14 protein-coding genes are annotated in these 11,989 nt (G+C 55.0%); 11 read left to right on the top strand and 3 right to left on the bottom strand.

The features are described from left to right. Window positions 1-162: 162 nt before the first annotated feature. The 3 genes from flgN to flgA form a co-directional block, all read right to left on the bottom strand. Window positions 163-594, bottom strand: coding sequence for a flagellar export chaperone FlgN (gene flgN, locus GKC68_RS14375; RefSeq protein ID WP_028722412.1), 432 nt, complete (start codon window positions 592-594; stop codon window positions 163-165). 5 nt (window positions 595-599) lie between these two features. Then, on the bottom strand, window positions 600-902 hold the full coding sequence (gene flgM / locus GKC68_RS14370; protein ID WP_028722413.1) for a flagellar biosynthesis anti-sigma factor FlgM: 303 nt from the start codon (window positions 900-902) through the stop codon (window positions 600-602). Window positions 903-1,005: 103 nt separating this feature from the next. Further along, window positions 1,006-1,665, bottom strand: coding sequence for a flagellar basal body P-ring formation chaperone FlgA (gene flgA / locus GKC68_RS14365; protein ID WP_047713776.1), 660 nt, complete (start codon window positions 1,663-1,665; stop codon window positions 1,006-1,008). A 153-nt stretch (window positions 1,666-1,818) separates the two neighbouring features. Between flgA and flgB the strand changes: the two genes are divergently transcribed. From flgB to flgL, 11 genes are all read left to right on the top strand, one after another. Continuing rightward, a complete protein-coding gene (gene flgB, locus GKC68_RS14360; RefSeq protein WP_015700561.1) occupies window positions 1,819-2,232 on the top strand; it encodes a flagellar basal body rod protein FlgB in 414 nt (137 codons plus the stop codon). A gap of 2 nt (window positions 2,233-2,234) precedes the next feature. Then, window positions 2,235-2,639 carry a flagellar basal body rod protein FlgC gene (gene flgC, locus GKC68_RS14355; RefSeq protein WP_013025348.1) on the top strand — a complete coding sequence of 135 codons (405 nt, stop codon included), beginning with the start codon at window positions 2,235-2,237 and terminating at the stop codon, window positions 2,637-2,639. 12 nt (window positions 2,640-2,651) lie between these two features. After that, on the top strand, window positions 2,652-3,323 hold the full coding sequence (flgD, locus tag GKC68_RS14350) for a flagellar hook assembly protein FlgD (RefSeq protein ID WP_028722415.1): 672 nt from the start codon (window positions 2,652-2,654) through the stop codon (window positions 3,321-3,323). A gap of 26 nt (window positions 3,324-3,349) precedes the next feature. Then, window positions 3,350-4,597 (top strand): flagellar hook protein FlgE, encoded by a 1,248-nt coding sequence (flgE, locus tag GKC68_RS14345; RefSeq protein WP_014606134.1) that lies wholly within the window; start codon window positions 3,350-3,352, stop codon window positions 4,595-4,597. A 20-nt stretch (window positions 4,598-4,617) separates the two neighbouring features. Beyond that, window positions 4,618-5,376 carry a flagellar basal body rod protein FlgF gene (locus tag GKC68_RS14340; RefSeq protein ID WP_028722416.1) on the top strand — a complete coding sequence of 253 codons (759 nt, stop codon included), beginning with the start codon at window positions 4,618-4,620 and terminating at the stop codon, window positions 5,374-5,376. Window positions 5,377-5,393: 17 nt separating this feature from the next. After that, a complete protein-coding gene (flgG, locus tag GKC68_RS14335; protein ID WP_006118820.1) occupies window positions 5,394-6,176 on the top strand; it encodes a flagellar basal-body rod protein FlgG in 783 nt (260 codons plus the stop codon). Between the two features lie 65 nt (window positions 6,177-6,241). After that, the gene (locus tag GKC68_RS14330; protein WP_014593420.1) at window positions 6,242-6,946 is read left to right on the top strand and encodes a flagellar basal body L-ring protein FlgH; all 705 of its coding nucleotides are present in this window, start codon (window positions 6,242-6,244) and stop codon (window positions 6,944-6,946) included. 9 nt (window positions 6,947-6,955) lie between these two features. Then, window positions 6,956-8,065, top strand: a complete 1,110-nt coding sequence (locus tag GKC68_RS14325; RefSeq protein ID WP_047713775.1) for a flagellar basal body P-ring protein FlgI — start codon at window positions 6,956-6,958, stop codon at window positions 8,063-8,065. Beyond that, window positions 8,065-9,009, top strand: a complete 945-nt coding sequence (gene flgJ, locus GKC68_RS14320) for a flagellar assembly peptidoglycan hydrolase FlgJ (protein WP_028722417.1) — start codon at window positions 8,065-8,067, stop codon at window positions 9,007-9,009. The genes GKC68_RS14325 and flgJ overlap by 1 nt, the downstream gene beginning before the upstream one ends. Before the next feature lie 124 nt (window positions 9,010-9,133). Beyond that, window positions 9,134-10,774 carry a flagellar hook-associated protein FlgK gene (gene flgK, locus GKC68_RS14315; protein WP_110982977.1) on the top strand — a complete coding sequence of 547 codons (1,641 nt, stop codon included), beginning with the start codon at window positions 9,134-9,136 and terminating at the stop codon, window positions 10,772-10,774. 14 nt (window positions 10,775-10,788) lie between these two features. Then, on the top strand, window positions 10,789-11,751 hold the full coding sequence (flgL, locus tag GKC68_RS14310) for a flagellar hook-associated protein FlgL (RefSeq protein WP_110145825.1): 963 nt from the start codon (window positions 10,789-10,791) through the stop codon (window positions 11,749-11,751). The last annotated feature ends 238 nt before the right edge of the window (window positions 11,752-11,989 follow it).

Raw genomic sequence — 11,989 nt, 5'->3', positions numbered from 1 at the left:
AAAAGAAGGGCTACGCCTTGCGCAGACGAGAGATGAACCCAGCGAATGGGCACAAAAAAAACCATCTTCTCAGCGAGATGATGGCTTTTTAACGTCTGCCCGGGTCACGCCTGCATCAGATTCGCTGAGACAGCCCGCGATACCGGGAGGGAGGAGAACAGATCAGATTTTACGACTTAACGTTGCCTGGCCCTGTCCTTTACCATCCGGACCATAAAACGCCTGCGTCTGATGCGGCTTCAAAATGTCTAACGCGTCATGGGTAAAGGTAATTTGATGCTGCAACAGAATACCATTGTGTGTATTTGCGTTATGTAACCGACGCGTATGCTGCTGAATACCTTCCCAGCGGCGCGCCATGTCACTTTGACCACGATAAGGTGCAGATGTACCCAGACTTTTCTCGTTGCTACGACGCATCTCGTCTAAATAATTCAACGTACTCAGCAGCGCGCTCTTGTCTTCCGTAATACGCTGCAGGTTGTTGCTGTTGATCATTCCAGACGACAGCTGCTGTTGCTCTTCATCCAGAACGGTGGCAAGAGACACCAGCACTTCCTGCATCTTATCTAACGTGGTCAGCAAATTACTCATGGGGATTATTTACCCTCTAAATACGCCTTAGTGTCGGCAATCAGCGCATCAGCGATTTTGCCGGTATCCATCTTCAACTCGCCATTGCGAATGGCGGTTTTTAATTGTTCTACGCGCTGGACGTTGATGTCCTGGCTGCTCGGCTTCATCAACTGCGCCTGTGCGCTGCTCAGACTTACCTGGGCGGCGGCTGGCGTGGTCGCTGTGGTGCTGTCACTCTGACGCACACGCGCCGTTTGTGGCTCGCTGCTGTCACGTGTTTGCACAGTGCTGGCGGGCTTTGTCGGTTGTGTTCTGTCGATGCTCATATTCGGGCTCCTGTAAAGTCAGGGGAGTCTGCCACCTGAATCATAATAGCGTAATCGCTTAGCTGATTCTTCTATCGGCAGATAAACAGCCTTCTTTAATGTTTTATAGTGTTATAAGAATTTTCCCATCATCGCTCACCCGGCCACTCACAACCTGGCCATTTCCCATGCGCACCCGAACCCACTGTGAAATCGTACCGTTGTTTAACGCTTTGCCTTCGCCGCTGGCGTCAAATCCCTCACCGCTGGCCACCACCATCACGTCCTGACCCGCTTTGACGCGCCACGGCTGGCGCAGCATGGACTGACTCACGGGTTGTCCCGGCTGGATGTCACGCAGGACCACCGAATCCGCTACAGACTCATCGGTAAACAGTGTGCGCGGGGGCAGGTTATCAAGACGTCCGTTTTGAATACGGAAGTCCTCTTTGGTGACGGCGCTGCCACGGGTAATTAATTTTGTTGCGACCAGATAATCACCGGTGACCTGAACCTGGACCTGAATATAACGACGGTTCTCACCACAGTTAGCCGCCACGCTCATGTTGCCCCAGGCCCGGCTGTTGCCCGGCAGGGTAAACTGCGGGGCATCACATTCTGGCCACTGGGCCTGCGGCGTACGAATCACCACATTCATTCCGGCCGCGTGCTGGGGATCGCGTGCCTTAAAAAACTGGCTCAGTTGGGCGCTGAAATCGCCTGCCATTACGGGTAGGGCAATCAGGGCCAGCAGGCTTGCTAACAGGGCTGAATATCCACGCATGTGCTTTTCCTCACTGATGATGCCAACGAGTGTACGCGCATAAAAAAAAACTCAAGAGCAAAAATAGCGACGATTTGAGGCGTTATTCAGACGATGGCTCTTGCTTTTTCCCGATTAAGCTGCCAGCTCGAAATTCTCATTTGCGGAGGAAGCATGCTCGACAAACTCGATGCGGCGCTACATTTCGGTACCGAAGCCCTTAACCTGCGAGCTCAACGTCAGGAGATTCTGGCATCAAACATTGCCAACGCCGACACCCCGGGCTATCAGGCCAGGGATATCGACTTTGCCAGCGAGCTGAATCGGGCAATGGCGAATGGACGTGCTGAAGGCAGTAGCCTGGCGCTCAAAGTCACGTCGGCGCGTCACATTGAAGCGCAGACGAATTCGGCACCGTCAATGGACTTGCTGTATCGCATTCCGGATCAGCCATCTGCCGACGGTAACACCGTGGATATGGACCGTGAACGTACCCAGTTCGCGGATAACAGCCTGAAATATCAAACCGACCTCACGCTTATCAGTAGCCAGATCAAGGGCATGATGAGCGTGTTACAAGGGCAATAATTATGGCCTTGCTTAATATTTTTGACATTGCCGGTTCAGCGATGACCGCGCAATCACAGCGATTGAACGTAAGCGCCAGTAACCTGGCAAACGCCGACAGCGTAACCGGTCCGGACGGACAGCCTTACGTGGCAAAACAGGTTGTTTTTCAGACCGATGCCGCCGCCGGTGCCGCAACGGGTGGCGTGAAAGTGGCGCAGGTGGTGGACGATCCGACCCCGGCAAAACTGGTCTATGACCCAGGCAATCCCATGGCCGATGCCAAAGGGTACGTGAAGATGCCTAACGTGGACGTGGTAGCCGAAACGGTTAACACCATGTCGGCGTCACGCAGCTACCAGGCTAACGTCGAGGTGCTGAATACCGTGAAGTCGATGATGATGAAAACGCTGACGATGGGTCAGTAACGGAGAAAAATAATGGCGATTGCAGTAGGCGTTAACGAGAAGCTGGACCCCACGGTACTGAGTTCCTCCAGCACCGGAACGGGGAACAGCTCTCAGGACCTGCAAAACCAGTTCCTGACCATGCTGGTCACGCAGCTACAAAACCAGGATCCAACTAATCCGATGGATAACAGCCAACTGACAACGCAGCTGGCACAGATCAACACCCTGAGCGGCATTGAAAAACTCAATACCACGCTGGGATCCATTTCCGGTCAGATCAGCACCAGTCAGTCTCTGCAGAGCTCCACGCTGATTGGGCATGGCGTGATGGTGAATGGCTCTCAGATTCTGGTCGGCAAAGGCACCACGACGCCATTCGGCGTTGAGCTGACCAACGCGGCCACTACCGCCACGGCGACGATTAGCGACGCGCAAGGCAACGTGGTGAGCACCCAGGATCTGGGCGCACTGAGCGCCGGCGTCCATACCTTCTCGTGGGACGGCAAATTACCGGATGGCAGCGTGGCGCCAGACGGGAAATACAAGGTTGCGATTGCTGCCAGTAACAGCAGCGGTCAACAGGTGGCTCAGCCACTTAATTATGCCTACGTCAATGGCGTAAGCACGGCGGGTAATACCGCAAAACTGGATCTCGGCACCATGGGCTCCGCCACCCTTGACGACGTACGTCAGATTCTCTGATTCACCTGTAGACAGGAGAGGTTTAAATGTCATTTTCACAAGCGGTCAGCGGTCTCGGCGCTGCCTCAAGTAACCTGGACGTTATCGGTAACAACATCGCTAACTCCGCCACAGCGGGCTTTAAATCCAGTACCATCGCGTTTGCCGATATGTTTGCCGGCTCTAACGTGGGCTTGGGTACAAAAGTTGCGGCCGTTATCCAGAACTTCAACGATGGCTCTACCACCACCACCAGCCGTGGGCTGGATGTTGCGCTGAGCGGCAACGGTTTTTTCCGTCTGACCAACTCGGCGGGTGCGGTTTCCTATTCCCGTAACGGCCAGTTTACGTTGGATCAAAACCGTAACCTGGTGAACACCCAGGGTCTGAATGTGACTGGCTATCCGGCGTCAGGCGTGCCACCGACAATTCAGACCGGTGCGAGCCCGGTTGCGATTAAAATCCCTACCACGCAAATGCCAGCGAATGCCACCACCACGGCAAATCAGGTTGCGAAGCTGAACTCCACGTCTGCAGCACTGGATGACACCAAGTTCTCGGCGACAGACCCAACCACGTACAGTGCCAAAAACACCATTACCATGTACGACACGCAGGGTAACTCGCACTCGCTTGACCTGTACTTCGTTAAAACCGCAGACAACACCTGGAAAATTCACGGCATTGACTCCACTGCGGGCTCAAACGTGGGTAATTACCAGATGAGCTACAACGCCAACGGTCAGCTGACGGGCGTTTCTTCACTGGATGCGACCGGCAACGTCGTTGCTGGCTCAACCACGGCCAGCACCGCTACCGTGACCATTCCCGGTGTAAATGGCGCAAACGGTACCACCGTCGCCTTAAACTTTGTGGGCAGCCTGCAGCAAAACACCGGTGCCACCACGTTTGGTAACGCTACACAGAATGGCTACGCGCCTGGCGACCTGACCAGCTACGCCATCAACAATGACGGTACCATCACCGGCAGTTACTCCAACCAACGCACTCAGCTGCTGGGACAGATCGTACTGGCCAGCTTCTCTAACCCGGAAGGTCTGAAATCTCAGGGTGACAACGTCTGGGCAGAAACGAATGCGTCTGGACAGGCCGCTGTTGGCCTGGCGAACACCGGAACATTTGGTTCACTCACAGCAGGTGCCCTGGAGTCCTCGAACGTCGATATGAGTAAAGAGCTGGTCAACATGATCGTCGCGCAACGCAACTATCAGGCGAACGCGCAGACCATCAAAACGCAGGATCAGATCCTTAACACTCTGGTCAACTTACGCTAATTCGCTAACGGGATTGCTCTATGGATCACGCGATATATACCGCGATGGGCGCGGCCAGCCAGACACTGGATCAGCAGGCGGTTACCGCCAGCAACCTCGCCAACGCCTCAACGCCCGGTTTCCGGGCGCAGTTGAACGCATTGCGTGCGGTACCGGTCACCGGCTGGTCGCTGCCCACGCGCACGTTGGTCACGGCGTCCACGCCGGGTGCCGATATGAGTCAGGGTGCAATGGATTACACCCAGCGTCCCCTGGACGTCGCAATGCAGCAGGATGGCTGGCTTGCCGTGCGTACAGCAGACGGTAGTGAAGCCTATACCCGCAACGGCAACATGCAGATCCGTTCGGACGGTACGCTGACGGTGCAGGGCAATCCCGTCATGGGCGAGGGCGGTCCGATTGTGATCCCTCAGGGTTCTGAAATCACGATTGCGGCTGACGGTTCGATTACCGGACTGAACGCCGGCGATTCACCTAATGCCACCGTGCAACTGGGCCGTCTGAAGCTGGTTCAGGCAACCGGTAAAGAGTTACAGCGCGGTGACGATGGCATGTTCCGTCCGACCGCCGCGACGCAGGCGACGCGCGGTGCCGCACTGCAGGCCGATCCGACGATGCAGGTCATGCCCGGAGTGCTCGAAGGCAGTAACGTGAAACCGGTCGAGACGATGGTCGATATGATTGCCAATGCCCGTCGCTTCGAGATGCAGATGAAGGTCATTACCAACGTTGACCAAAACGAACAAAAAGCCAACCAGTTGCTCAGTATGGGCAGCTAAGGCGCGAGGATAAATACATGATTCGTTCTTTATGGATCGCGAAAACCGGTCTTGATGCCCAGCAGATGAACATGGACGTGATCGCCAACAACCTGGCGAACGTCAGCACCAACGGCTTTAAGCGTTCACGTGCCGTGTTTGAAGATCTGATGTACCAGACGATGCGTCAGCCAGGCACGCAGTCATCCGAGCAGACCACGCTGCCGTCAGGGCTGCAAATCGGTACCGGTGTGCGTCCTGTCACGACCGAGCGCTTGCATACGCAGGGCAACCTGTCGCAGACCAATAACTCAAAAGACATTGCCATTAACGGTCAGGGTTTCTTCCAGATCCAGATGCCAGATGGTACGTCTGCCTATACCCGTGATGGTTCATTTCAGGTTGACCAGAACGGCCAGCTGGTGACTAACGCGGGTTTCCCTGTTCAGCCAGGCATTACTATCCCGGCCAATGCCACCAGCATTACCGTATCGCGTGATGGTGTCGTCAGTGTGACTCAACAGGGGCAAACGCAGGCGGCTCAGGTTGGGCAGTTAACGCTGAGTACCTTCATGAACAATGCGGGTCTCGATAGCGTAGGTGAAAACCTCTACAAGGAAACCCAGGCATCCGGTGCGCCAACGGACAGTACACCGGGCCAGAACGGTGCCGGTTTGCTGTATCAGGGTTATACCGAAACCTCTAACGTAAACGTTGCGGAAGAGCTGGTCACCATGATCCAGACGCAGCGTGCGTATGAAATTAACAGCAAGGCGATCAGCACCTCCGATCAAATGCTGGCGAAGTTAACTCAGCTGTAATACGAACAGGGCCGGCTCAGGCTGGCCTGAAGAACAGTCATTTATAAGGTCGTGACTCCGTGGCGATGCAACATATTCTCAAGCCTGGACATTGGTTAGTGGCAAGCTTGCTACTCACTCTTAACGGTTGTGCACTGGTACCGCGCACGCCGTTGGTGCAAGGGGCGACCACGGCTCAGCCGTTGCCATCTGCACCACCGGTGGTGAACGGGTCAATTTTTCAGGGCGTCGCGCCGCTTAACTACGGTTATCAGCCGCTGTTTGAGGATCGTCGTCCACGTAATATCGGCGATACGCTGACCATCACCTTGCAGGAAAACGTCAGCGCCAGCAAAAGTTCAACCTCGAATGCCAGCCGTAACGGCAGCGGCAGTCTGGGGATCACGGCCGTTCCTACCGGTTTAGCCGGTTTAGCCGGCGCATCGGGCGAGAAAGCCAACTTTGCGGCGGGTGGCAAAAATGATTTCGCAGGTAAAGGCGGGGCGTCTGCCAATAACACCTTTACCGGCACCATTACCGTCACGGTGGATCAGGTTCTGTCGAATGGCAACCTGCACGTGGTCGGGGAAAAACAGATTGAGATCAACCAGGGCACCGAGTTTATTCGCTTCTCAGGCGTGGTTAACCCACGCACCATCAGCGCCAGCAACGCGGTGTTATCAACGGCCGTCGCCGATGCACGTATTGAGTACGTCGGAAATGGTTATATCAATGAAGCGCAGAATATGGGCTGGTTGCAGCGCTTCTTCCTGAATATCTCGCCGTTCTAAGAGGTTGCAATGAAAAAGTTAGCATTATGGCGTGTCGGTCTGGGGTTACTGTTAGGCATAAGCCTGATGGCCCGTGCCGATCTGATTCGCGATTTAACCACCGTTCAGGGCGTGCGTGATAACCAACTGCTGGGCTACGGACTGGTGGTTGGCCTTGACGGTACCGGTGACCAGACCACCCAGACGCCTTTTACCACGCAGACCGTGAGTAACATGCTGTCTCAGCTGGGCATTACCGTCCCGCCTGGTACCAACATGCAGCTCAAAAACGTGGCGGCCGTTATGGTGACGGCAAAACTGCCTTCGTTTGCCCGCCAGGGGCAGACGCTGGATGTGGTGGTCTCGTCCATGGGTAACGCGAAAAGTCTGCGCGGCGGTACGCTGTTAATGACGCCGATGAAAGGTGTCGATAACCAGGTCTATGCGCTGGCTCAGGGCAACATCCTTGTCGGTGGCGCGGGTGCCGCAGCAGGCGGCAGCAGCGTGCAGGTCAACCAGCTTAACGGGGGACGTATTACCGATGGAGCCACGGTTGAACGTGAGCTGCAGAGCAACTTTGGCTCGCAGAACACCATCAACCTGCAGCTCAACACCGAAGATTTCTCGATGGCGCAGCGTATTGCGGATGCCATCAACGCCCGTGGCGGATACGGTTCTGCTCAGCCGCTGGATGCGCGCACTGTGCAGGTTCGCGTATCGCCGAATAACGGTGCACAGGTTCGCTTACTGGCTGAGATACAGAATATCGATGTGTCTGTCCCTGTAGAAGATGCCAAGGTGATCATTAACTCACGTACCGGCTCTGTCGTCATGAACCGTGAAGTGAAACTGAATACCTGTGCCGTCGCGCAGGGCAACCTGTCAGTCACGGTCAATCAGCAGCAAAACGTGAGCCAGCCTGATACGCCACTGGCGGGTGGACAAACCGTGGCCACCACCAATACGCAGATCGATCTGCGTCAGAGCGGCGGTGCCCTCCAGCGGGTTAACTCCAGCGCCAACCTGAACAGTGTCGTGCGCGCGCTGAATGCCCTGGGTGCATCGCCTATCGAACTGATGTCTATTTTGCAGTCAATGCAAAGCGCGGGTTGCCTGCGCGCTAAACTGGAAATTATCTGATGAACGATGCGCAATCGCTGATGAATGCGGCTTTCGACAGCCGCTCACTGAATGACCTTAAACGCCAGGTGAGTGTTGATCCGAAAGGAAAAGCGCTGCAGGTGGCACAGCAGGTCGAAGGGATGTTTGTTCAGATGATGTTGAAGAGTATGCGCGAGGCGCTACCGCAGGACGGCATACTCAGCAATGAACAGACCAAACTTTTCACGTCAATGTACGATCAGCAGATTGCGCAGGATATTGGTAAACGTGGCCTGGGCCTGGCGGATATCATCGTTAAACAGATGGAACCCGCCAAAGCCCCGGACGAAACCGCCGGAACCGTACCGATGAAGCTGGATAACAGCTTTATCATGAGCAGCATAGGGGCAACGCCGCTGGAGCAGATGGTGCGTAAAGCGATGCCGCGCCTGCCCGCGCCATCGCCGACCGGTCTGCCCAGTGACAGCCGCGATTTTATTGCGCAACTGACGCAGCCTGCTCAGGCTGCCAGCCAGCAAAGCGGTATTCCTCACCACCTGATTCTGGCGCAGGCCGCGCTGGAGTCGGGCTGGGGGCAGCGTCAAATCCTGACCCGTGACGGCAAGCCGAGCTACAACGTCTTCGGCATTAAAGCCAGCGGTAACTGGAAGGGCGAAACAACCGATATCATGACCACCGAATACGAGCATGGCGAAGCGAAAAAAGTACGCGCGACGTTCCGGGTCTATGGCTCCTATTTCGAAGCGTTAAACGACTACGTCAAACTGATTTCGAATAATCCGCGTTATGCGGCCGTAGCCAATGCGCAAAGTGCCGAGCAGGGTGCGCAGGCATTACAGGCCGCGGGTTACGCGACCGATCCGAAATACGCACAAAAACTGGTAGGAATGATCCAGCAATTCAAGAACATGGGCGAGAAAGTCGTGAAAGCCTATAGCCAGGATTTAAGTACGCTGTTCTGATAATTCCGCCTCAAGTTTCACTTAAGCATGCCGATAATAACAGCAAGAGCCAGGCGCGCCAGCGCATGTTGGCGACCACACTGATGACAGCGACCCGGTTAACGGGGGAATGTAAGGAACCGAGATGTCCAGCATAATTAACTCCGCAATGAGCGGGCTCAGTGCCGCACAGGCCGCCTTAAGCACAACCAGTAACAATATCAGTAACTACACTGTCGCGGGTTACTCACGTCAGACCACCATTCTGGCCGAAGCAAACAGTACCCTGCAGGGGAAAAGCTATTACGGCAACGGCGTTAACGTCACTGGCGTTCAGCGTGAATATGACAGTTTTATCGCGGCTCAGCTGCGCGGTTCGTCAGCCACGTATAATGCAGCGAATACACAGTATTCACAGGTTTCGAACATTGACGATCTGATGTCGACCTCGACCACTAACCTGTCGACGGCGATTCAGGGCTTCTTCAGCAACATGCAGAACGTGGTCAGTAACGCCAACGATCCGGCGGCGCGCCAGTCGATGCTCAGCAACTCGCAGGGGCTGGTTAATCAGTTCCAGACCCAGGCGCAGTACCTGACCAACATGCAAAACAGCGTGAACACCAATATTGCCTCTGACGTCGATCAGATTAATACCTTCACCACGCAGATCTCGAATCTTAACCAGCAAATTGCCAAACTCAGCACGGCGAGCGGTGCAACACCGAATGATTTGCTGGATCAGCGCGACCAGTTAGTGAACGGTCTGAATAATCTCGTTGGTGTGACAGTGTCACAGCAAGATGGAAGCTACACCGTTTCCATGGCTAACGGTCTTTCGCTGGTGAATGGTTTTCAGTCCACTAAGCTGGTGGCTATGCCCTCCAGCAGTGACCTGACCCGCACCACAGTTGGTTATGTTGACCCACAAGCTGGCAATGTGCAGCTCCCCGAGTCCTCCATAACAACGGGTTCGCTGGGCGGTATGCTGAGCTTTCGCTCGCAGGATCTGGACCTGGCACAAAACCAACTGGGCCAGTTAGCCGCAGCCTTTACAACCAGTTTTAACGCCGTGCACAAGCAAGGCTTCGACAGCAACGGTAATCAGGGCGTCGACTTCTTTAATATTGGCAGTCCTACGGCGCAGGGGGACAGCAAAAATACCTCTTCTGCCACCCTGACGGCAGCGTGGACTAATACCAGTGCCCTGCAGGCATCCAACTATACCGTCAGCTATGACGGGACAAACTGGTCAGCGACACGTTTGTCAGATAACAGCAAAACCACGCTGACACCCACTACCTCGGGCGGCGTCACGACGCTTAATCTGGATGGGATGAGCCTGACGGTCAACGGCACGCCAAACGCCAAAGACAGTTTTCTGGTGAAACCGGTTCAGAACGTGGTTAACGGTATGTCGGTTGCTATTACCAGTGGATCGCAAATTGCCGCTGCGGCCGCGACCGGCGGGGAAAGTGATAACCGCAATGCGCAAAAGCTGCTGGCGTTGCAGGATGCCAAAATCGTTAACGGCAACGCGACAATTTCCCAGGCTTACGGCGCCATGGTAAGTACCGTCGGCAACAAAACCCAGGCACTCAAAACCGCCAGCACGACACAGCAGAACGTGGTGACGCAGCTGACCAACCGCCAGCAGTCTGTTTCCGGGGTGAACCTGGACGAAGAGTACGCGAACCTGACGAAATACCAACAATATTACATGGCGAATGCGCAGGTTTTAAAAACGGCCTCTACCGTTTTTGACGCCCTGCTTGGCATTAACTAAGCGCAGAGGACATCATGCGACTCAGTACAAATATGATTTTTGATCAGCAGGTTCGCGGCGTTAGCGATGCGCAATCCTCCTGGTTAAACGCGGGAAAACAGCTTTCCACCGGACTCAGAGTGTCGAATCCTTCAGACGACCCGATTGCCGCGTCGCGTGCGGTCGTGCTGTCGCAAACGCAGGCGCAGGCAAGCCAGTATGCTGTTGCGCGTACCTTTGCCGACCAGGGGTTATCGCTGGAAGAAAACACCCTTAACGGCGTCACGAACAGCATCATGAGTGCACAGTCGATGATCGTGGCCGCGGCAAACGGTTCCTTAAGCGATGATGACCGCGCCTCCTATGCGACTCAGCTAGAGGGCGTGCGTGCGCAGTTACTGAACCAGGTCAACAGCAAAGACGCCAACGGTCGCTATATTTTCGCGGGTTACAAAACGGACAGCCCACCGTTTGTAGACGGTGCGGGCGGTGTGACCTATCAGGGCGGAACCGACGCCATTACGCAAAAAGTGGACACGGACCGTACCATGACCATCGGTCATACCGGTAACAGTATCGTGATGGCTGTCACCAGCAACGCGGTGAAAGAGCCTAACGGCGGTACCAGTGAAACGAACTTGTTTAACATGCTGGACAGCGCCATCAGTGCGCTGAAAGTGCCGCAAAACGGCGCGGACGATGCGACGAAAGCCACGTTTTCTGCGGCAATGGACAAAACCAGCCGTGGTTTGAGCAACTCGTTGAACAACGTGCTCAGCGTCCGTTCCGAGATCGGTACTCAGTTGAAAGAGCTGGATACGTTGAATGCGCAGGGGGACGATCGCAAGGTCATTTATGATTCCCAGATGAGCAGCCTGGTGGACGTTGATTACACCCAGGCGATCTCCAGCTACACCATGCAACAGCAGGCACTACAGGCTTCATACAAGACCTTTACCGATATGTCTCAGATGTCGCTGTTTCAGTTAAATTCATAAAAAAAAAATTTGGGCGTACTTTAACCGGGTGCGCTTAGTTTTTCCCACCGTCCTGATAAGGGACGGTGGGATTTTTTTTGCCTGCAGCCTGTACTTTGCCACGAGGCCACTCTGAAAAGCATGCGTTAACGCGTGACGCGCACGCGCGGTTTTTTACCTCTCATGCTGCCCTGGCTGAGAGACGCATTCAGTTAACGGCTGCGCATCCCCGTTCCATCACCTGTAACGCCGCGCATGC

Source organism: Pantoea sp. RSPAM1, assembly GCF_038816185.1.
GTDB classification, from domain to species: Bacteria; Pseudomonadota; Gammaproteobacteria; order Enterobacterales; family Enterobacteriaceae; genus Pantoea; species Pantoea ananatis.
This window is presented reverse-complemented; position numbering and strand designations above follow the sequence as displayed.